General features: G+C 60.3%; 15 protein-coding genes and 1 tRNA gene. 1 reads left to right on the top strand and 15 read right to left on the bottom strand.

Features of this window, described 5'->3' with window-relative positions; all coding sequences use genetic code 11:
• The 15 genes from HYZ49_19095 to HYZ49_19025 form a co-directional block, all read right to left on the bottom strand.
• The coding region (locus tag HYZ49_19095) for an AAA family ATPase (protein ID MBI3244390.1) at nt 1–3,240 on the bottom strand (3,240 nt) is incomplete at its 3' end.
• A gap of 59 nt (nt 3,241–3,299) precedes the next feature.
• A complete protein-coding gene (locus HYZ49_19090) occupies nt 3,300–4,229 on the bottom strand; it encodes a hypothetical protein (GenBank protein ID MBI3244389.1) in 930 nt (309 codons plus the stop codon).
• Between the two features lie 326 nt (nt 4,230–4,555).
• Nucleotides 4,556–4,960 (bottom strand): hypothetical protein, encoded by a 405-nt coding sequence (locus tag HYZ49_19085; GenBank protein ID MBI3244388.1) that lies wholly within the window; start codon nt 4,958–4,960, stop codon nt 4,556–4,558.
• A 150-nt stretch (nt 4,961–5,110) separates the two neighbouring features.
• Nucleotides 5,111–5,494, bottom strand: coding sequence for a hypothetical protein (locus HYZ49_19080; GenBank protein ID MBI3244387.1), 384 nt, complete (start codon nt 5,492–5,494; stop codon nt 5,111–5,113).
• On the bottom strand, nt 5,491–6,480 hold the full coding sequence (locus HYZ49_19075) for an ATP-binding protein (protein MBI3244386.1): 990 nt from the start codon (nt 6,478–6,480) through the stop codon (nt 5,491–5,493). Before HYZ49_19075 ends, HYZ49_19080 begins: the two co-directional genes overlap by 4 nt.
• Before the next feature lie 12 nt (nt 6,481–6,492).
• Entirely contained in the window at nt 6,493–7,950 is a 1,458-nt protein-coding gene (locus HYZ49_19070) for a hypothetical protein (protein MBI3244385.1), read from the bottom strand.
• Between the two features lie 277 nt (nt 7,951–8,227).
• Nucleotides 8,228–8,566, bottom strand: a complete 339-nt coding sequence (locus HYZ49_19065) for a DUF5348 domain-containing protein (GenBank protein ID MBI3244384.1) — start codon at nt 8,564–8,566, stop codon at nt 8,228–8,230.
• A gap of 59 nt (nt 8,567–8,625) precedes the next feature.
• Nucleotides 8,626–9,948, bottom strand: a complete 1,323-nt coding sequence (locus HYZ49_19060; GenBank protein ID MBI3244383.1) for a hypothetical protein — start codon at nt 9,946–9,948, stop codon at nt 8,626–8,628.
• Nucleotides 9,948–10,928 carry a hypothetical protein gene (locus HYZ49_19055; protein ID MBI3244382.1) on the bottom strand — a complete coding sequence of 327 codons (981 nt, stop codon included), beginning with the start codon at nt 10,926–10,928 and terminating at the stop codon, nt 9,948–9,950. Before HYZ49_19055 ends, HYZ49_19060 begins: the two co-directional genes overlap by 1 nt.
• Entirely contained in the window at nt 10,925–11,281 is a 357-nt protein-coding gene (locus HYZ49_19050) for a hypothetical protein (protein MBI3244381.1), read from the bottom strand. Before HYZ49_19050 ends, HYZ49_19055 begins: the two co-directional genes overlap by 4 nt.
• A gap of 14 nt (nt 11,282–11,295) precedes the next feature.
• Entirely contained in the window at nt 11,296–12,072 is a 777-nt protein-coding gene (locus tag HYZ49_19045) for a hypothetical protein (GenBank protein MBI3244380.1), read from the bottom strand.
• Complete coding sequence (locus HYZ49_19040) at nt 12,069–13,127, bottom strand: hypothetical protein (protein MBI3244379.1); 1,059 nt, start codon at nt 13,125–13,127, stop codon at nt 12,069–12,071. The genes HYZ49_19045 and HYZ49_19040 overlap by 4 nt, the downstream gene beginning before the upstream one ends.
• Before the next feature lie 52 nt (nt 13,128–13,179).
• Nucleotides 13,180–13,404, bottom strand: a complete 225-nt coding sequence (locus HYZ49_19035) for a hypothetical protein (GenBank protein MBI3244378.1) — start codon at nt 13,402–13,404, stop codon at nt 13,180–13,182.
• A complete protein-coding gene (locus tag HYZ49_19030; GenBank protein ID MBI3244377.1) occupies nt 13,394–14,221 on the bottom strand; it encodes a ParM/StbA family protein in 828 nt (275 codons plus the stop codon). Before HYZ49_19030 ends, HYZ49_19035 begins: the two co-directional genes overlap by 11 nt.
• Nucleotides 14,194–14,266, bottom strand: a tRNA-Asp gene (locus HYZ49_19025). The genes HYZ49_19030 and HYZ49_19025 overlap by 28 nt, the downstream gene beginning before the upstream one ends.
• A 305-nt stretch (nt 14,267–14,571) precedes the next feature.
• On the opposite strand from HYZ49_19025, the gene HYZ49_19020 reads away from it, so the two are divergent.
• On the top strand, nt 14,572–22,740 hold the full coding sequence (locus tag HYZ49_19020; GenBank protein MBI3244376.1) for a PQQ-binding-like beta-propeller repeat protein: 8,169 nt from the start codon (nt 14,572–14,574) through the stop codon (nt 22,738–22,740).
• The last annotated feature ends 137 nt before the right edge of the window (nt 22,741–22,877 follow it).

Raw genomic sequence — 22,877 nt, 5'->3', positions numbered from 1 at the left:
AGGTGACAGTTCTTTAGAAAGATTTCGTAATTCCTGCAAGCGGGCTTCCGGATCGGGAAGCTTTCGGGCCGACTCCAGTGCTTCTAGGAGTAGCCCTGGCACCTCCTTAGCAAGTTTTCGTAGCAGATCGATTCGGATCTCGAGTCGCGACTCAGCCCACGCGTCGGTGAGCGCTATGAATAGCAACCTATCGCGTTGCTGATCGGACCACAACTTTGCGAGTCGCCCAAATACCTCAGCCCGGTAGCGTCCAGGTTGCATCTGCTGGGCCGCGTCGAGCGCTTCTTCTAAGGCCAGCTCCTGCAACTGTGCCGGGAGGTGAGGGGCCATTAGGCTTATAGAAACTGCCTGGTCGAACACGTAACGCAAGCGCTGTGCCGCTCGCAGCGCCTCGACTTTCAACCCATTAGAGAGATGCTCCACCAGTTTACCCAAGAGATGTGCCGGCCCGACACTATCGCGAGTATCGCACCACTCACACACTAGCGCGATAATACGGCGTTGAGTGAGCTCTGAGGCATGCTTGGCTAGCTCGATCACCATGCCGTCTACTATTTTCTTCTTGGCCTCCAATTCATTGATTGTTGCCAGAAACGCTGGCTCAAGGCTGGAGGTTGCTTTCCCAGCCAGCCTTCGCAGTAGCCCCAACGCATCGTAGTTGTAGTCCGGCTGGTTACGTAACCAGGTTAAGATGCGCTTCTGCAACTCCTCAGGCGCGCGATCAATGAGATTTTCTAAGGCAAACCTTATATGCAAGAGATCAGTCAATTTCAAGCTTTCGAACAAGGTCCAGGCTTCGTCCAAATGTTCCACCGGTAGAACAGGGATCAGACCACTTAGCGCATCGCGTTTGTGCGTGAGGTCAGCCAAAAGCGACACATGCCCTAGAGCCCGGGCTGAGCTCCAGGCTTTGTGCTTGACGAGATCGTCCAACCACCAATATGGGATTGTCTCTGCCAGTGAGCGAAGGCTACTTTCAATCAGAGCGCACCGGATTTGGCGGTCAAAGCGGTTATCCTCCTCGGCCCATTGCCAGACATATGTCAGGTCGTTAAGGAAGCCGGCGTAACTGCCTTCAATTCTATATCGGGCCTTCGCCCAGCCCGAGTCCAGCGCAACCAACCGGAAAAGGTCGTCGGTGTTGCCAGCACCCACAAGATGCAGTGACAAATACTGGCGCGCATAGTCATCGCCAACCAAGCTCGGCCAGTTGCCATCGCACTGTGCCCGATACCATTCAACAATCCGCTCGTGCGCCTGTGCTGTGCCCTCGACAAGATCCCGAACGATCCAATCATGTTCTTTCTGTAGTCGGGATCGGTCTGCCTTTCCGAGGACGAAGTCTCTCATGCTGGCGTGGTAGAGTGCATAAACATAGGTGTTATCGGGCCCTTCTTGCTCGCGCAGGAACGGTCGCCAGCTCTCTGACAGCAAGTACTTACACTCATCAACTTCTAGGCTGTTCCACTCAGCCAGACGCTTGGCTGGCATCGGCTCCTGGGCTACTGCCAACATGCACAGCAGTGGCGCGTAGACGGCCTTCCACTTGATTCGTCCCTCGCCGCGCCCATTGAGTCCCCATCGCCAGTCTGCCCAATATTGGGCGTAATATTCAGTCAAACCAAAAGGAAGTTTCTCAAGCATCAGAGGGTAGCGCTGTCTGGACACAATCTCGACCAGCACGTATTTCAAATAGATCCACAGTCCGCCACTCTTCTCGGTAAGGATTTCGACAAACTCATTTTCACTGTAACCTTGGACTACGAGTTGGTCAGCGATCCCCTGTAACGTGCGCACTTGGTTTGCCAGATAGGCGCGCACATCTGCCAGATTCTCTTCGCCCAAAGCTCGAAGTTCCATCAGTACCGGCGGAGGTTCCATATTCAGCTTGATCGCTGGCGCCGGTCGGCGGGTCAGAATGAAGTAGACGCCATCCGGCAGTTGGCGAGGCAGGCCGAACACGTTGCCGTCCGGAGCGGTTCCGGCTTCATCTAGGCCGTCACATACAATGACTATCTTCTCGTCGCGTGTAAGACGCGCGGCAGCATGCCGAAGAAGATTCTCAAGAAAATCGGCATATTGCATGGGGTCATTTGGAAGCGCTTCGGGGTCGGTATATAGCTCAAGGCGATAACGTACAATAAGCTGAACAGATAATGAATGGATGGCCTCGCGTACCCGAAGTTCGCCGCCAACTTGATCAGCAAAGAGACAGGGGTAGCCACGTGTTTCCACGAGATGGGCTGCGAATGCGGTTTTTCCAGTGCCTGCATCGCCTGTAATCACAAGCGCTCCCGATTGACGTCGTGAGCCGTTCACAAATGAGTCAACCTGCTCCTTCAGCCAGTCGCGTCCCATGAAGCTTCGGGTCTGCACACGCTGTAAGACCGAGTCGGGTTGTCGCCAGTATAGCTTCAACGCAGTATAGGACCCGACAAAGAAGCCTTGTTTCTGACTCAGTGCATTCTCATACCCGTGCGCAATTTCTGCTACTCCGGCAAACTCCGCAACCAGTTCATCGATATTGCGGCCATTCTTTGGCGAGTTTTCCGGGGAATGGAACAACGATTGGAAAACCGGGTGAGTTCTAAGCTCAGCGTCCAGCCAGCGGAGAAAATCAACTGATGCTCGAAGATGGAGATCGTCGAGAGATTCCGGTAACGGCGCGTCTACGTATGCTGAAGTCCTGCTCGGATCAATGGATAGCTCTGCCAGCCAGATCGGATCAGGTCGTGAAACCCGAGTCAATAATTTCGCAAGTTCAGGCGTAGCACGGTCTACGATGAAAGATGGATCGAACCACTTGGCAGTGAGCCTGGGGTAATTCCGCGCAAAAGCGCAGTAGGTGCGCGCTAATACTGATTGGTATGCAAGGGAAGCTGCATCGCCCGAAATGTCACCTATGTCCAAGCTTTCGGCAACCAGCCCTAAGACAGAGAAGGTGATGGCGGAGAACAACTCGGGAAGTTGTGATGCTGGCTCGCGATCGACTGGTGTCGCGATAGTGACATTGGGGTCTGGCGGTTGTGGGTGAAGGGGAGACCTCTCATCTGGTTCGGCATTCTCGAAAGCCTGTCGAAAATTCGCGATGAAGTTGACAACCCCGACGGCCACCACCACGGCCAGGGTAAACAATGCTGCCAAGGAGTTGTCCCATTGAAATATGGCTCGACTGGCAATGTAAGCCAGCATAGCCAAGATCAATGCAATGATAACCCAACCCCAATGAATGCGACGCATAATACCTAACGCAGAGATTATACACTTCACTGCAAGCCTGCTCTGGGCCATTCTAGCCCCTAACCCCACCACCCCCTCCGCTTCCCTCGCTCCACCCAGAATGGTAGGCCCTTTGCATAACCGCTTCGCAAGTACATCAAGTCAGTGACGACACAAGCCATGCCAAGCCGGGTGTCGCTGTAAATCAACTCAATCAACTTTCGCCGTTGTTCCTCGTTGAGAACGACGACGGCGGCAAAGCCTGACGAAACAGAACCGCCCCAACGTCCCGTTTCTGCGTTATCGACCTCATTGTACCGGGCATTGCTCCGCAACTTATCCACCAGGCTCTTCTCCACCCGTCTCTGCACTTCTACCCCGTAGACACTACCAGACTCACGAAAAATCAAATCCGGGCTGGTCGAATTGACGCCCACCGGCACGGGCGCGACTTCAACCGGAATGCCTCTCAAACGGGCATGGCTGATGGTATGCAGGCAGGCCGCCGTGTGTTCCGGCCAGTCGTCGGCGCGGTGGTTGCGGGCCAACTGCTCGTAGTCAGTTACGACCGGTTCGATGCTCAACTTACGAGCCAGCACTACTCCTTTTTCGGTCAGCGACAACGCTGTGACCTCAGCCCGGTGGGCAGTGCGGCCCAGCGGCACGTTGAGTTTCTTCGCCGCTAAGAAGCCATCCCTTTGCAAGTAGGCGCTGGAACGCCGTGTGATGTCGCTCTCTGGATTGGCTTTCAACAGTTCAGCCTGTCCTAGCAGTTGCTCAATCTCAAACTGGCTGGAAATACCTCCGGCGATGGCGGCAATGATGGACAGCATCACCGCGCCGTTGCCCCGACGAGTCAGCCCCAGAGGGTCGAGAATGTCGCGGCGGTCTTGCCGGTATTCGGCGGGGACGTGCCTGCCGACGAACAACAACCCCAGCGGGTACGTCTCCGGCGGCGTCAACACAAATTCCAGCCGACCGCTGGAGTTAACCAGATATTTCGCCTGCATGAATGATTCGGCTTCTGCCCTCTACCGTTCCCCATACGAGAGATGGTTGCTTTGGATAGGGCGCAACGCCCGGTTTTCCAAACTGCCCTTCAGGATTTCCGTGACGATTTCTCCAGAGGCTGGCCCCGGCCCATGAACTGCCCTTCACGGCAAACTCAGGCGCTCCTTTCCCGGCCTATCGGATGAAGAGGCGCTGGCCGGGGGAGGACTCCCGAAAATTGCCGGAAGGACTCTTGCCAGTAAGGCGATTACCCAGAGGCAAACTATCTTTCATCGGTAAGCACATGAGGGCGCGTAACCGGAAAGCCGGTGAGTGGCACGGGCCGTTACTTGAAGCGGCTTTGCACATGGACGAGTTCTAACTGGCCAGCCTCCGTCTGTCGCCGAAGACGGTTAATCGCCCGGCTGGCGAGCCGCTCGTCCGTGTCGTAGCGCAAATGACAGCGGCGGCACAGCGTCGTCAGGTTTTCGTCGCGGCAGTCCAGTTTGTCGCGCTTGTCTCCCGGCGTGCCATCGGGTTTGTCCACGCCAAGATGAGCGGCGGTGACGACGATCCGGATCAGGTGCTGGCCTCGCGGTGCGCGCCGGGTGAGATGAAACTTGCCTTTGCCATCGCGCCAGCCCGTTGCGCCATTCGGCAGGCCGCAGAGCTGGCAACAATAGCCATCCCGCCGGCGGATGCGGCGGCTGATGCCTTCCCAGTCACGGGGATAGCGATGGCGGTTTCTCATGGCGATGTCTGCCCTCTCCTCGGAGGCCGTCAGGCCGATTGGAGGCGAGGCCCGCCAAGGCCCGCGCCCTACGAAGGCCCTCAGGCCGACCCGCGTCAGGCCGTGAGGCCAGAGCGGGAGCGTGGGGCGCGTGGCCGTGCCGGGCCAGCCCTACCCTTCCGTGTTGCGCCTCCGGCTCTTGCGGCTTTCAGGCGGCTCAATGGCCTCCAGGATGGTTTGCGCTTTCCTGGCAATCTCCTTTGGTACGAAGAAATCTACGACGTCGCCCTTGACGCTGGTTGCGCCGGAGACGGTGAACAGTTCACCGCGGATGAAGCCCTCCAGTTCATCCTGGCTGGCGGCGCGGAAGAACGCCAGAATCTTGCGCGCGGGGAAGCCGGAGAGAATTACTTTGTGGCGGCCACCCAAGGCCACCGGCCCGGTGTCGATGGTGGCGTTGACGACGAGGGCGGTGTTGTCTTGCATCTGGTAATCGGTCACGTTGATCAGCCGGATCTGGCCGATCAGGTTAACGCTGTTTCGAGAGTCAGTCATGGCTTATTCCTGCAAAGTGTAAGTATGGCGCGGGCGGATTGAATGGCGGCAATTTTCTTGCGCTTGCGCTCGAGACGGTAATCTTCGCCCACGATGGTGAGGGTCAGCGCCGAACGAATCAAGCGTGAGAGTGTGCCTTCGTCGAGGCCGAGGCGGTCGCGGCCCGCCGGATGGAACAACTCTTCGGGCGTGTAGTTGCTGGTGGTGAGGGTCGGCAGGCCACGCTCCCAGCGCCCGCCGACGACGGCATACAACCGGTCGCGCGCCCACACCGTCAGGTTGTCCACCCGCAAGTCGTCGAGCACCAGTACGTCAGGCTCGATCAAGCTGTAGATGATTCGTTGTTCGCTTTCACCGGCACGGTGGCCGTCGAAAGTGGCCCTGAGACGATCCAGCAAGGGAACCACGCCGGCGAACCGGGCCGAATACCCACCGGCCACGGCCTGCTTGAGCAATCCAGCGGTCAGATGGGTCTTGCCGGTGCCGGGCGTGCCAATCAGCGTCAGGCCGATGCCGGCCTCGAAGTAATCGGCGGCGTGTTCCACGTAGTCGCGTAGTTCGGGCTTTTGCAGTGCGGGTTGTGACCAGTCGAGTGTAGACAGAGTCTCGTGTTTGAAGATGTCTGGCACGCCGAGTCGTGCCCAGTCGTAGTCGTCGAGGCTGAGGTGCGGTTCGTCCTCCTCCTCGTCCGTGGTCTCCGCCGGCGGCGCAAGTGGTGATAACACAATCTTCAACTGCGCCGGCCGGCCACACACTGCACTCAAAGTGCGCTTGAGTGTCGAGAGCAAGCGGTTCTCCAGCCAGTCTTTGGCATACGGCGTTTCAACTCCGATGGTGAACTCATTGACTTCCGCATCGTGAGAGAGTAACAACGTGTCACGCAACCAGGTGTCGAACGTCGTCTTGGTGAGTTGCAGTTGGAGCTCACCGAGGGCGGCGAGCCAGAGCTTGCCCTGAGCGGAGTCGAAGGGTTGATTGGGTCTCATGGTCTCAGCTCCTCAGGCGTCGATGGATTTGTTCCAATCCGTTTTGCGGGCGGCGACGGGCGCTTTCTGTCGCCGCTCGCGCGAGCGTAGCTCCGGGCCATTCTCGATCCAGTCGTCGAGCACCGCTTTGGCGTAAGCTAGCGGGTCTTTGGCCTGCACCGACAGCCGGATGGCCCGCAGAGTCCAGGCCGGGCCGGTCGAGTTGTGTTTGCGAGCGGTGGCATCACAGCCATCGGCCAGCGCCTTGAGTTTGGCAAGAGGCGATGGCGAGTTGCCGGCGATGGACTCAAGCAAGGCGGCGGCATCCGTAAGTTCAGGTAGCAGTTCGGGTTTCTGGTTCTCAACATTCCGCTTGGCGGGTGGTTGAGGCTCGGGTTTTCCGGTTGCAGGTGGTTGATTACGGGTGACGCGGGCGCATTGCGCGAAGCGTTGCGGTTTGCCGGGCAGGGCAAAGGCGGCATCAATGCCGTGTTGGATTTCGTCGTCGGCGTAGCCGTCGGCGCGCAGAGCGGCCAATTGCTCGCGGTCGCGCTCGGTGAACTGGTAGCCGTTGCCTTTCAGGGCGACGAAGCGTGCGACAACAGGGTCATCTGGAAATTCTTCGGGGACGAGCCCTTCCTCCTCCTCAGAGTCTTTAACTAGATGACTGGCGGTTTGAGCGTTGGTAGGCACTCTCCTACCAACGGTTTGAGCGTCGGTAGGCACAACCCTACTGGCGGTTTTAGAGTTGGTAGGCCTATCCCTACCGGCAGTTTTAGCGGTGGTAGGTGTTCCCCAACTGGCGGTTCCACCGCTGGTAGGCCTACTGGCAGTTTTAGCGTAGGTAGGCAGGGAGTGGTGAGTGCGCTTGAATGTCGCGATTTGTTCCGGTGTAAACGTTGCCCGGATCAATCTCAACCACTTATCGGGCACTGGATAAAAACTCCGAGGATCGGCGGCGATGTCTTCCAACACCGGCAGTGGCACTACCACTTTATGCCTAAAGCCGGCTGGGAACTCGTAGACGGGTCTCAGGCCGCGCTCGCCGCCGGAATGCCACTCGGCCACCTTTTGGGTTTGCCGGTTGAGCCACAGCCGTTGGATCGCATCCAGATTGAGCATCAACGAGCGGATGTCCCAAATCTGTGACCGCATTCGTGGCGGGCGGCTATTGACGGGCGGGTAATAGTCGCGGGTGGTGAACACCAGCCCGACTTTGCGAAAGAATCCGAGATCGTCTTCGAGTGTTCGCAGAGTCGCCGTCATCGGCAGATTGCTCAGGCGCAAGTTGTGATCTTCATGCAGGCCGATCACCATGGTGATCAGCAGCACCTGTCGGTCATTCAAGAGTTGGCCTTCGCCGCAGTCAATGAAACGGGCGAAGCGCAACAGCATTTTGGGGATGGCGGCAATACCGCCGTCGATGACGGGGTTGCCGGCATGGATTTGGATAGGGGCGTCGAGATCGCCTGCGGTGAATGGGTCAGTCATGCCCGCCTCCCGAGGAGGTAGCGCGGCCCGTCGACCGGACGAAAGTCCTTGAAAAGTTTCTGCGGACTCGACCTTTGTTTTGTGGTAGTATAATGACCAACAGAAGACGCCCTTCCCAGGAAGTCTTCCCCTTTGACCGCCGGGCTGCAACCGGCGGTTTTGTTTTCAGTTGTCATAGGCATATCTCCGAACGATTACATGTGACGGTTCCAGAACCCTTTCATCATTGCCTCATGGATAAATGGATTGAGTTTGTCGAATAGAAATCTTCGGCGGCTTACCTCCTCTCCAGCACTTCCTCGCATTGCAACCGCACGGACAGGTCGGGCCGCATCGTCATCGTTCCGCCTAACGCCAGCAGAATGACATAGTCTTCGCGATCCCAGTCGAATTCAACGCAACCCTGTTCCCAGCGGTCGCCGCGCAGAACTTCAAGCGGCGTGCCGCTGGTCAATTCATGCCCGTCGAACTCGTAGCGGCCATACTTGTTCTTGAGAATCAAGTCGGCCGGGCGATGCTCATCGCACACCATCCCACCCCGGCGTACGTCGAGATAGTCGGCTGGCTGGCGGCACACCTGGCCTTCTGTGGTGTAGGCAATGCAGTAACTGTTCATCTTCAACCTTCCTTCGGTTTGCTCGCGGTTTGTACACTCACTCTCGTCGGCCTGATCACTTATTCGGCGGTTTGCGCGGCTTGCCCGGTCTGACCGGCTTGCACGGCCCGGACGACGCTGGGAGCCACGCATAGGGCGTTGTCCTGCTCGGCGCGACGCACGGCCAGGCCGCGACTCTCCCAGTCGGCGCGCAGGCGTTCGGCGGGCCGGCGGGGGATGCCAAGTTTGGACAGCGCCTCAAACGTCACCCGCCCCTTGTGTTCGGCGATCAACTGCGCCGCCAGTCTTCGCTCCTGAACCGTCAGGCCGTCGTTGGGCGGCGCAGCTTGGGGCTTGCTTGCGCGGTAGACCTGCATTGCGCCAAAGGTAGACAGCGCCCGGCCCGACAGGCTCAATCGCTCTGCGCCATGCTGGCCGATAACGATGCGCGACACTGACGGCGTGGCCACCCGAAAGCAGATCCGGGTCGCCAGTTGATCGCGCACGGGCCCGACGATGTCTTTCTCAAATGTCTGCCCAGCCAGCACCAGCGTCACCCCGAACTTGCGTCCGCGCCAGGCAATCTGGGTGGCGGCCTGGGCCACCGACCCTTTGAGGCCTCCCGTCGCCTGCACCAACCCGTTGAACTCGTCCACCACGACCAGCAACCGCACGAGTCGTTCGCTCTCAGGCATCGTTGCGTTGTAAGCGTTGATGTCGTCGGGATTGTGCGACGAGTTGCGAAACAAAGCCGCCCGCCGTGTGATTTCTTCTTCAGCCTTCTTCAGCACCGTCACGCACCCATCCAGAGTCGCGCCGAGCGGCGCAAGCAGTGTCGGGTGACCGGCAAAGTACGGGAACGTGCGGCCATCGGGATCGGCCAGGGCCAACTTGAATCCTTCCGCCGCCCCTTGCTCGACGAGCAGGCGCAGGAAGTTGGACTTGCCGAAGCCTGTCATGCCGGCTACCAGCACATGGCCCAACTCCTTCCACGACATCGTGACCGGCCCGGCGATGTTGACGCCCAACTGCAGAAGGCCGCGCGATTGCGAGGAAGAGCAATCGTGGCCGGGATATTCGACTTCACTCGGCAGAGTTGGCGCATCCGAGAGCAAAACCACGTAGCGCAGTCCAGTGGAGTTGGAGAGCAGAACGGGCTTGCCCCTCAGCGTTGTGCTGATGTGGTGCAGAACCTCGCCGTCGGTGTAGCGCTCGATACGGCCAATGTGGTGCGGGTCGAGGGCGACGATGAGCCAGGCCCGTGCGCCGTTCTCGGTGAGGATGTACTGGCGGATGGCGGCCAGTTCAAGATCGCGCTGGCCGAAGACCGTCCGCACCGCGGCGGCGGCAATGCGGGCGGCGGGCAGATATTTGCTGGCGGGTAAGGTGATCGTGGCTGTCATCATTGGCCTCCCTGGGTCAAGAGTTTCGCTTCGGCTTCTTGCACAATCGGTTGCACGTTCGGATGATCGGGCGGCAGGACGACGATGTCGGCCTCCAGCACCTCACCCTCGACGGGTTGCGCCGGCGGCTGGTGGGTGGTTGCCGCCAATTGCTGAAAAGTTCGCCGCTGGCCTGGTGGCAGGGCACGGGCCAGATCCACCGCCTGGTCGCGCGCCGTGACCCGGTCTTGCAACCCTGGGTCGGCGGCGAGGCCCGACACCTGCACCCCGTTCGGCCCGGAGAGCAGGGCCGGTCCGAAACTGCGGTCGGGGTCAATCACCGTCGTCCGGTGGCCGGGGTCGAGCAGGATGAGGGGCGCATCGTACGGCCCGCGCCGAATCGTTCGCAGGCGCAGTTCAAGCACCGGCAGCAACTTCCAGATCGCGATGCCGATCACCACCAGCACCGCCAGGCCGATGACCCACGGCGCCCAGGTCTTGAGAACGTTGGTGGCAGTGTCCGCCTGCAAAGCCATCTCGGCTCGTTGCTCCTGGCGAGCCTGCGCCGTCTGCAAAGGAATGGCCGTTCCGGTCGCGTTCATGTTGGCCACCCTCGTCTCGGTCTGGTTGGCCGCAACTGTGGCCGTCAGACCCGCAAAGGCGACTATCGTGCCAGTCTGGGCGGCAGAGGCAGTGCTGGTGGCGTTATCTTTAGCCAGCGCCATCGCCTGCTCGGTTTGAGCGACGCGCAGGGCGTGCTCGGTCTGCTGGGCGGACACGGTCGGCGCTTCGGCGGTGGCCGTCAACCGGGCGGCGATGCCGGCCGCCTCGGCGTTGACGACGGCAATCTGGGTGTTGGCAGTGTCGAGCGTGGCTTGGGCGTAGGCGTTCTGGGCGAACAGGTCCAGCGTCGCCGTTGGCAAAGGCGCAACACCGTTGCCAGCACAGGCGGTGAGTAGCGCCAGCATTGCGGCAACTGAACTGATGAACAGCGGCTTCATTTCCAACCCCAGTCGGCGAAGAGCGAGACGTCAAGTTCGTCAGCGACTTCCACGATCTGCAATTGTGTCGGTGAAGAAAGTTGTGCGGTTGGCGGAACGACGGTAGCCAATGGGCGAGTCACAGATTTACGCGAGAGCGTCAGTGCATTGAATCGGGCGATAGCAATCGCATAACCCACCGCGCCGCCGGCGACGAAGGCTAGGCCGACCATGACACCGGTGAGTATCTGGCTGGCCAGAAATGCCGCGGCCTGCAGGGCGGCGGCCAACGCGCTCATGGCCGCGACTGTCAGCGCCATCAGCACCATGGCGACCAACAGGCCGCCTACCATGACCCAGGCCATTTTTCGCATACGAGCATCCTCCTTCAGCACAGACCGTACAAGTTCTGCAACTGCCTGACGAAATCGTCCTCGCCCGTCATTTGGGACAAGCCCTTCCAGTGCGCCACCGAGATAGTGGGCAACAGGCCAAACTTGCTCTCAAACTGCAGAGCCGCCTTCATCCAGTTCAACGGAATGGAGCGGCAGTGGCCGTCTGTCCAGTAACGGGCGCGGGTTTCGACGACGACCACGTGACAGTTGAGAACATGCTCCTGGTAAATGCCGCTTACCACACTTTCCTTTGGTGCCGCCTGAGACTTCCAGAGAGTTCGCAGGAAACTCAAGCAGCGCAGCTCCGACCAGCCGCGGTGTTCGACCAGGCAGAACAGCATTTCCGGCGCGTGGCTGAGTCGAATCGTGAAATCCGGTCGCGAGCCCCGTTGCGCCTGCGCCACCTTGAACCGCTGACCCAGTTCGTCGAGAGAGGCGTAGTTCAACCGCACCCCGACCGTGGCACCGATGAGCAGCCGGAGAAAGCGAAGGCGAGTGGCCACCGGATACATTCGCCATGCTGACTCACTTCTGAAGTACAGCGGCCCGGCGTCGAACATTGCCAGATCCATCGCGACGGCGAGACGGTGCAAGTGATTGTGGCTGTGCATCTCTTCAAGCGCCTCTCGGGCGCAACTTTCGCTCATGTCAGCCAGCCCAATCTTCTGGGACACCACGCTGAAAATGCCTGGGGTGAGAATCTGCGTAATCGCCAGAATTTCATCGGCCAACCGCCATCGCTTGGCACGCGTTGCGTCGTTTTCACTCATGCCTCAAGCCAAAGCAGATACGTTTGCCAGTTCGCCTGGCCGGGCCCGAACCGTTGCAAATGCGACAGTGAGGCGACATGGATACACAGGCGCGGGTCGGCCGGCATTCGTGGCGGGCGCTTCCTCCGCCTTTCATCGCCCCAGCGTTCCACATCCAGCAGTGCCCGCTGGATGTTGCCGCTAATGACCAGCCAGACTTCGTCGACGGCGCTCGCCAGATATTTATCCAACTTGGCCAAGGGCAGGCCGTAGTCGTGAGCATCTGCTTCGACTTCGACAAAATGTTGTTGCCCATCCGGGTAGACAATCTCAATATCTGGCATGATGACGCCGAGCGGGCTGGGGATTGGCGATGGCCCCGGCTCGGTGAATACCCGCCGCGTTTCGGCTGTACGGCTTTCCATCAGATACAGCATCACGGTTTGCTGGTGTAACAGCCGTTCCTGCATGGCCACCGAACGCGGGGAGGGCGCGGGCTTGAAGCACTGCCCCAGCGCCTGCGTCTCGTTGAATCCGTTGGCGGAAAGCGTATAGACCCGCGCCGATTGACGGCGCGTCACGGCGACCTCGTGTTCACGAATCAAGCCAGCCTGCAAAAGTTCTTCTTTGGCATGACTGGCTTGCATCGCCGAAACGCCCAGGAAGAACTTGAGCGCCGGGTGCAGGCAAAATCGCTCCCGGCCAATGACGAGCAAGGCCCGGTCGCACAAAGGCATCGCGCCAGCCGCCGATTCTTCGTGGCGGCTCTGAAGCAAATCGAGCCAAGCTTGCCGCAAATGGGTCTGCGCCTGATAGCGCTCCGTGAATTCATGACCGGTGGCAATCAGTCCGGTATAACAGTGAGCAATATCCTCACTGGCCGGATAAGGCGACTCGCCCAGTTGATACAGCGCCGACATGCCCTGCGAAGTCAGGCGCGCCAACTCTGGAAACCGGCCTGCACAGTCTGCGCCCGGTTTGAAGTAGCAGAGCAAACCGGCGCTGGCCGGATCGCCGTAGTGGGTTGCCAGTAAGTGATGTTGGCGTTTTGTTTCTGCTTCAAGGTCGAAGTCCATGATTGCAAACCTCGTTGTTACATGGTCGCGCCATGTAACAAGCCATCTCCCATCACAGTTCAAAGCCCAGTTGTTGCAGGTCTAAGGCGGGCGTTGCCTCGCCGCCCGCCTGGCTCGATGGTTTCCGGTTGACGCCGTTGCGCATCGCTTCACGGATCGCGCTGGCCAGCCCGCGCCGGGGCGCGTTGGTGCAGAGCGCGATCAAATCGTCGTCGCGCCCGTGCCGCAGGGAGATGCGGACCGTGATGACCAGGCTCGGCCCTTGTTCAGCTTCCATGACTCCCTCGCTTGGCCCACACCCACAGGCCCACCACATTGGCAGTGACCGGGTCGTCGGGCCAGTGTACAGCTGCACCCTTCGTGGCCAGCGCATACCGCAGACGCTCCCCTAACACTAGCGCGCCGCCGCCGCTGGGGATGACGGCGCTGAATCGCCTGAGCGACGGGAACGTGCGCTTGATGGCGGCCAGAATCTCGCCGAGCCACATCGCCATCTGGTCGTTGTCCGGCTTGAAAGAGCCATCGCGCAGTTTGGCGTCCATCTCGGTCAGGTCGTAACCGTTGGTGGCCGAGAGTTCCAATAGCCGCCGGACGCCGACCTCAGCGCCGCCCACATGCCGCTCCACCACTTGCCCATTCTGAATGACGAACAGGTCGAGTGTGTTGAAGCCTATGTCCACCACGGCGACTTCGGCTTTGGAGCCGCCCGGACGCGGCGCGGCGTCGGTTTCGGGGTAGAGCCATTGAACATACGAGCCGACCGGTTGGGCCAGGATTTTGATGTGGGTGATGGTGAGCGTATACTCGTGGCCGTCAATGGTGAAGGCGTGACAACGCTTGAAGCGCTTGAGGCCCTCGAGCACCACTTTGGCTTGCTCGGCATCCTGCAAAAGCGGAACGGGCAAACCGACGACGAGGGTGATGTTGTCGTATTGGCCGGGTTGGAGCAGGGGGGTCACTGCGCCGTAGAACAGGGCGAGGCGTTCGGTGCTGGCAAGGGCACCGTAGTCCATCGAGGTGAGTGGCTCGCCGCGCGACCAGGCGCCGTGGCCGATGGCGAACTCGGCGGACCCGACGGGATTCGAACCCGCGATCTCGGCCTTGACAGGGCCGCATGTTAACCGCTACACCACGGGTCCAGTAACAGCGCGGGGCAGATAATACCATACCGATTCTTGGCTGTCAAACAAATGCAGAACTGATTTGAGTGAAACAGATTTGAAACGGTTTCGGCGTGTGCATTTTACAATTTTTTGCTACTATCTTGGCACTTTAGCCGGTTTAGAGCGGTTTCCAGGTTGGTTTACGGCATCGTCCGCCCAGACTTCCGAAGTCTTCAAGACTTCGGAAGTCTGGAACCCGTAAATCAACTCGGAATTTGCTCTAGGCAAGGATGATTGTTCCCCTTGGCTACCTTCAACTCTTTTCTCAGGAGTGCTGACTCATGTCCCGGAAGCTTGCCCGCTCATTACAAAACTTATTGACCCTTTTACTTCTTGTTACCCTGATCGTTCCTAACGGGATCACCGTCGCTCAGGAGGGCGGCGATGCCACCCCAACCGAAACCACCACTCCGGCGGATACTCCTGCTCCGACTGAGATGGCGACCCCGACCGAAACAGTTGCCCCAACCGAGACGGCGACCCCGACTGAAGCGGTGACTGAGACGGCGACCCCGGAAGCAACAGCCACGGCCTCCTCTGCTTCAACCTCCACCACCTCCACCGCCACGCACCCTCGGCTGAGCAGTAGCCTCAGGCAGCTTGCCGATGCTTACACTCAGGGCGGCGCGGCCAATGCAAGCGCGCTGGCGCAATCTATGAGTGTGGCTTTACAAAATTCTGATGAGAATGTGCAAGTAACGGCAGTGTTGGCCGACGGCCAAACCTTGCATGACGCCCGCCAACTGGTGGCCGCTTTGGGCGGCTTGATTGAAGCCGACACAGATGGCTGGCTTCAGATCAGTTTGCCGCTCGCCAATGTTTACGCGCTGGCCGAGGGGCCGGTGTTTAGCGGTGTGCGCCTGCCGGTGCTGGCCGAGCCGCTGGCCGGCACTTATAGCTCCGAAGGCGTGGGCCGGTCGAACGCCGATGACTGGCATGCTCTCGGCATCACCGGCAAGGGAGTCAAGGTGGCGGTGATTGACGTTGGCTTTGCCGGTTACACAGGTTTGCTCAATAACGATCTGCCGCCGGCCAGTTTGATCCACACCAAATCTTTCCTTTCAAATAACAGCCTGGGCACAAGCACGCACGGCACGCAGGTGGCCCAAACGCTTTACGACATGGCGCCCGGTGTTGAGATGTGGCTGGTGACGATCAGCACCGACCTTGAATTTGCCGAAGCGATGGACTGGTTGATCACTCAGAACGTGGACGTCATTAACTCGTCAATCGGTTTCCTGAACTACGACGATGGCGATGGCAATGACGCGGTCGGCGGCCCCAACCCGCTGGTGGACTCGGTCAACCGGGTGGATAGCGCCGGGATTTTGTTTGTGATGGGCGCTGGCAACCAGGCTTTCGGCCACCAGGAACAGGCCTTTGCCGACTCGTTTGACCCTGTTTTGACTCACGCCCACAACTGGGTTCCGATTGGAACGCCTGACATTTACAATGAAATCATTGGCTGGCCCAGCAGTGGCGCGTGCCGCACGGTAATAGCCGCCCTGTCGTGGAACGATTGGGACAATGCGTCGCCGGGCCGCGACTTCACTTTGAGCGTAAAGCGATTTGCCAACGGCGTGTGGACTGACGTTGGCGTGAGCAGCAACGATCAACAGAACGGCTACCCCTGGCCGATTGAATCCGTGTCGGCCTGTGTGCCAACCGGCGGCAAGGTGTCTATCGTCGTTCAACGGGTCAACACGGACGCGGCCAGCGATTACCTTGAGTTGTACACCAATTGGCCGCTGGAATACTTCACCTCGGCCAGCAGTCTGGTCAGCCCGGCGGATGCTGATGCGGCTTTCACTGTGGGCGCGTTCAACTGGCTGAACACGGCCTCGCTCTCGCCCGATAGTTCGCAAGGCCCGGTGAATGAACCGGGCGGCGCGGAGCCGCCTGGCGGCAACCCCACCGGAGCCATCAAACCCGACATCGCCGCCCCGGCTTGCACTACCACCAACCTCTTTAATGGAAGCGGCGGCGCTGGCTTCTGCGGCACCTCGGCGGCGGCGGCTCACGTGTCGGGCGCAGTGGCGCTCTTCATACAAAACAACCCGGGCTTTTCGCCTCTTCAGATCCGAAACTTCTTTGAAAACAATCTTGTCGATCTTGACAACGACCCCGGCGCGCCCGGCAAAGATAGCTTGTGGGGCGCAGGCACGCTCTTCATGGATGCTATCAATATCACGGCGCCTCTCGATTGTTTGCCTGCGGCTTGCGTGCCGCTTGGCCCCTGGCCGCTGTTTCAAGCCGACGCCGGGCGCAAGGGCGCCAGCGCCTCTGTGGTGGACGCAAACGCGGCTTTGTTATGGACGGCGAAACTGGCCGCCGACGTTCGCTCCGTTACCGTCGGCCCCACCGACTCCGACTTCCCCTGGCCGCGCGGCCTGGTGTACGTCAAGGCTGGCCGCTACCTTTACGCCCTCAATCCGGATTCGGGCAACGTTGCCTGGTCATTCGACTTAGGTGTGGCGGGCGCGACCACCGGCCCCGGCGCGCCAGCCGTCACCGACTACAAAAATAATGGCACGCTCGGCGTTTCTAGCGACGATGAAATATACGTCTATGTCGGCAGCGGCGACGGCTACTTCTATAGAATCAATGCCATTGATGGCCGGGTGGACACCAATGCGGCCTGCAAGTCGGCCAAGCTCGGCACGAACCTGAGCAAGGCTTCGCCTCTCATCGGCGCTGATGGCTCGGTTTATCTGGTGGACGATGCCGCGATAGACCGCCTGATTTCGGTTGACCCGGTAGGGTGTAAACAAAGGTGGGTCGTCAATCTAGGCCCGGGCGCGGGCACTTCGTCGCCTGTCTATTGGGACGGCGGCGGCGGCACGATCAGCAATGACCGCATCTTCGTCGGCGCCGACAAGTTGTATTCCATCACCGTTTGGGGCGGCATTGACTGGGCGTTGCCGTTGAAGACCGGCGCTGAGGCGGCTACCGTGCCGACCGCGCCGCTGGTGGTCAACGACTTCGTTTACGCCGTCAACAGTTTGGGCGACCTGTATTACGTTCCCGACCCGGCCAATGCCGCGGCCACGGCCATTCGCGTCTCCGATGCGGTCCCCGGGGCGCATGCCAGCGGCTCGCTCGGCGCTTATCTCGACACAGGCACCAGCGAGTATCTTTTGTTCTGGGGCCAGGGAAGCAAGTTGTATCGCTACCGCTCAACCACCGACACGCTCGACGCAACGAATCCAGACCGCACCGATTTCTTGGACATACCCGGGGCCAGCCTCACCGATTCGACTCCGGTGACGGCCAACCCGGCGACTGATCAGGGCGTGGTGTTCTTCGGCGCGAGCAATGGCAAGGTGTATGCTCTGGATGCTGACCTTGGAACGATGGTTCACCTGTCCGGCTGGCCGAGAACAGCGGCCGGCAGCACCGCCGGTGGTTTAGCCATTGCCGCCGATTCAAATAACGCCGGCTGGCTATTCGTCCCCTCCAACGACGACAACCTGCGACTCTTTGGCACTCTGCCGGCCTCGTGCTTCACTTGCAAATCGGAACAAGCTTCGGCCTGGCCGCTCTTCCAGCGCGGGACGACTCGCACTGGTGCTTCAACTACGTTGACAGTGGCCACCCCGGCGGGTTTGTGGTCGCCGCTTTGGACTCGCGCCCCCGGCGGCGACGTTTTCCCGCCGGTGGCCGGGAAGATCGGGTTGAACGACAACCCGGATGGAATCACGTACTTTGTCACCGGTCGTTATTTGCGCGCCCTCGATCTCACAACGCGCAACATTTTGTGGTCTTACGACCTCGGCCTGGCCGGAACTGCCACCGGCTTTGCCGCTCCGGCGGTCTCGGCTCCGGATGTTACCGAGCCGGGCTTTGATGAAGGCGTCGTATATGTGGGCGGTAAAGATGGTGTTCTGCATGCCGTTCGGGCCGATAACGATCCAACTCCAGGTGGGCCTCCCGGTGGGATTCGGGTGTGGGCCAATGATCTTGGCTTCGACATCTCCAAAGCCTCACCCGTCATCGGCGATGATGGCACGGTTTATGTTGTAGAAGACGGCGTGACTGACCGCTTGATCGCCGTCTCACATTTAGGCTCGGTGCGCTGGTCGGCGAGCATCGGCGCCAGCGTCAACACATCTTCTCCAGTCTATTTTGACGGCGGCGCACCCGGCACGATCACGGGTGACTGCGTGTTTGTAGGCGGGGCGAAACTTTACGGTTTTCTCGTGGCTGATCCTGATCCCAATAATCCACCGCCTCTGCCCATCCCATGTCCGGGTTGGACCGATGGCATTGCGCCGGACACAGGAACCGTGTCCGGCGCGCCTCTGCTCGTCGGCTCGAATTTGTACGCTCTCAACAGCCTGGGCGATCTTTACCGGGTGCCGGTTGCTGGCGGGGCGGCGACTCGGGTGGGCGATGCGCCCACCGGCACTGGCTCAGGCTCGCTGGCATTCGACTCCGGCGGTTGTGGCGGCGACGGTTGTATTTATTGGACGCTGGGCGGCAAGCTCCAGCGTTGGGATATTGGCGGCGGGGCGGTGGTTACCATCACCGGCAGCACCGGCTTGACGACCAACAGCACGCCTGTGGTTGACGCCGCCGGCAACGTCTTCTTTGGCACGAGCGACTTCAAGTTGTGGTGGGTCACCCGCGCCGGTGTCACAGCGACTCTCGTTTACACTGCCGCCGGTTCCATGGCTAATGCCGGCGCGATCATCAATAACCCGACCGCCGGAGGGGGCGATGGCATCTTGCTCTGGCCCTCGGCAGACGACAAGCTTTACGCTTTTGGCGCAGTGGAAGCCGCCTGCGGCGGGTGTAACCTGGCCGGAGTGCAGTGGCCCACTTTCCAGAAAGCCAGCAATCGCAACCCCGGCACGGGCAACCCCGGCGGGGCCAGTATGAGGCAGTCGCGGCTCTACACGGCGGTTGCCCCCATCCGCCCGCCGGTGATTGACACCACGCCCCTAAAAGATCGCATTTACTTCATCTCTGGCAAGACTCTCTATGCTCGTTCGCCGGCCAGCGACACGGCGAAGTGGTCGTACGATCTTGGCGTGGCGGTGACGGCGGGCGCTTATGGCATGCCGGCCATTGGCACCACCAACGGCACAAATCGCATTCTGTACCTGGCCGGCGCGGACGGCAACCTGCATGCGCTTCGAGTGGTTCAAGATGATGGCACGGTAGAGGCCAGTGGCGTGCTGATGTGGAAGACCGACGTTGGCAACAACATCTCCAAAGCTTCGGTTGCGGTCTCGAGCGGCGCCAACGGCCTGATCTTCGTCGTCGAGGATAACGTCAGCCCCGCCGCCGATAACCTGGTGGCGGTGGACTACAAAGGCTCGGTTGTTTGGAAGAAAGCTATCGGCGACTCGACCGGAACCTCGTCGCCGGCCATCAACGGCGGCACAGTCGTCGTGGCCGGGGGCGGCGGACTCTACGCCTTCAACATTGACGCGACCGGCAACGCCGTTGCCGGTTTCCCGGCGGCCATCGGCGCAACCAATGGCTCGCCGGTCGTGATCAGCGGCTCTGGCGGACTCGACGGCTACTACGTGGTGAACAAGAGTGGCAAGCTGTGGAAGGTGGATACTAACGGCACGACTCATGATCTGGGCGACGCTGACGGCGCGGCAGCCGGCGGCAAGTCGGCGGCCCCGTTTGTCTTGATCAACGGCGGGAGCGCCGAAGTCTTCTTTGGCCTGGGCACAAGGTTGTATCGCAAAGTCACCGACGGCGCCAGCCTCACCGATACAGACTCGCTCCTCCTGGGCGGCGACTTGGGCGACTCGTCTCCGCTGGGCGGCCTGGGCGTTGGCGACTTCATCTATATTGCCTCAACGGATGGAAAGATGTACGTCGTCCGGGAAGACATGACCAGCGTGGCTTACGCCAGCGGCGCTTTCGGCGGTAGCATGGCCGGCTCGGGCGCGTTCATTGATAGTGACACCCTCATCTGGCCGATCCAAAGCGGCAAACTGCTTGTCTTCGATGGCAGTGGCGCATCTGGCAGTGGCATCACCATAGACGGCGCGTGGCCCCTCTTCCAGAAGACGGATCTACACACCGGATCATCCGGCCTGCCAGTATCGTCGCTGGCCGTTGAACAGGCCACGATACCCGGCCTGGGCGACGTGCGCGCGCCGGTCATTGACAACGCCGGCCAGGGTTACTTCACCGCCGGGCGTTACCTGAACGTCTTTAACGTCAGCACCGGCCTGATCACCAAGAGCTACGATATGGGCGCGACCAGTTCCATCACCGGTTACGCTTCTCCGGCAGTGGTCACAAGCGCCCCCGGCATTGGCACGCGGGTGATTGTGGCCGACAACAACGGCGTGGTTCGGGCTTACGATCCGGGCAGTTCCAGCGCCGGGCCGGTCTGGTCGGTGGATGTTGGCCTGAACACATCCAAAGCTTCACCATTGATCGGGCGCAACTCTTTGGTTTACGTTCTGGAAGACGGCGCTGTGGATCGCTTGCATGCTATCAGCCTGGCAACCGGCGGCCTGCTGTGGTCAACGAACCTGGGCGTCGGCCCCGGCACCTCGTCGCCAATGTACTGGGACGAGGCGGTTGACCCCGATTTCATCTTTGTCGGCTCCGATAAGCTGTATAAAGTAAACGCCAACACCGGCGCAATTGCCGGAAGCAGTATCGTCCTCACCGGCCAGGTGGCTTCGGCCCCCCTGCGGATCAGCAACACGATTTACGTGATGACGACCTCGGCCAAGCTATATGGCTTCCTGGGCGGCGCTACATTCACTGGCGTCAATGTCGCCGCGTTTGTGAGCAACACGACCCTCACTGGCGCGGTCGGCTCCTCCTCGCTGGCGACGAATGGCGCTAACAGTTTCATCTACTTTGCGATTGGCAAGACGTTGTATCGCGCCAACACCTCTTTGGGTTCACTGAGCAGTGTGACGCCGACGCTTAGTACGCTGGCGACAAACTTCACCAACTCCACCCCGTTGGTAGACAGCGGCGGCTTTGTTCACATCGGCGGCGCGGACGGATTGCTGTACCGGGTTGACAGCGCCCTGGTTCCCGATCCTCTCGTCTGGAATCCGGTGAACTTCACCGGCTGGCCCAAACGAATCGGCGTTGGCACGACTGCGGCCAGCGCCGCCGGCGCGCTGGCAATGGACGCCCTGGCCAACCTTTACGTGCCTTCCATTGACGACAACTTGCGGCGCTTTGCCGGGGGCGCGGCCGCCTGCCCCGACTGTGACCTTTACACCGAAGCGCCCTGGCCCATGTTCCAGCACGATGCAATTCACACCGGCCTGAACACTTTGGGCGCAGGCCATCGCACGCCCATCGTCCACTGGACGAAGGCCACGACGACCACTCTGGCCCCGCCGCGCACGCCGGTGCTCGGCCCGCCCACAGTGATCTTCCCTGGCGGTCTGTTGTTCTACACCAGCGGTCAAAACGTCATTGCTCGCGACGCAGTGAACGGCACGCAGGCGTGGGCTTACAATCTGGGAACGTTGGGCATTCCGCTCGGCGGCGCTTCGCCGGCCCTGTTGCTGGTGAACGACAACAACTCCACGAATTGCCCGGCTACGCCAGGCGAGTGCGCCGATGACACGGTCTACGTTATCGTCGGCGCGAAGGACGGCTTCCTGACTGCTCTGAACGCCTACGCCACCAACCCGGCAGGTGAAGTGAGGTGGCGCGTTGACCTGGGCCTGGACATTTCCAAGTCGTCACCCCTCATCGGCCCGGACGGCACGATCTACATCGTCGAAGATGCGGCGGTTGATCGCTTGCACGCTGTGTACTGGAACGGCGCCCGCCGCTGGGTGCAAACGCTGGGCGCAGGCACGGGCGCGTCGTCGCCGGTTTACTTCGATACGGCGACAGACGCCGTAATCGTCGGCTCGGCCAACAAGATGTACTCCTTCAACGCCGCCACCGGCGCGCAGACGGCGGGTTGGCCGGTGACGATTGGAACGACCGGCACGGTCAACACCACCCCGGCGGTCATCGGCGACGACCTGTGGGTGTTGAACAACACCGGCAAGCTGTACAATGTCAATCTGCTGGTGCCGTCTCCAGCCGCGGTTCTGGTCGCGACTGGCGTCGGCGCGATCGGCGACGGCGTAGCCCCGGCCATTCAAAATGATCCCTTCTCCGGCAACGACATCGTCGTCTTCACCGCCGGCACGCGATTCTATCGCGTCCTGTGGACGGGCGATCCGGGATCTTCGGTGACAACGTTCTGGACATTCGCTCAGACGCTTGGCACAAGTTCGCCGGTGATTGACGACAACGGCTGGAGTTACGTGCTGGACAGCGGCGGCTACCTGCGGGCTTTCTATCGTTTTGCGCCGCCGCCTTTCATGGTCTTCAGCAAGAAGATTGCCACACAAGGCACGTCGGTGGGCGGCGTGATCATCGGCAACGATGGCATGGTGTTTGCGCCCAGCCGCAACAACACCTTCTACGCCATCGGCAGTCCGTAAAACAGCCAGAGGCCCTTCGGGCAGGTTCACCCGAAGGGCCTCATTCACGACAATGTCACGGTTTCAAACAGTACATTGTCACATGGTGCTTATTTACTACTGGCAGACGGCACTTTGCTCCTTGCTTCTTTTTTGAC

The organism is Chloroflexota bacterium (assembly GCA_016197225.1).
Taxonomy (GTDB): Bacteria; Chloroflexota; Anaerolineae; order Anaerolineales; family VGOW01; genus VGOW01.
Note: the sequence above shows the minus strand (reverse complement) of the source record. Positions and strands in the feature narration are given on the sequence as shown.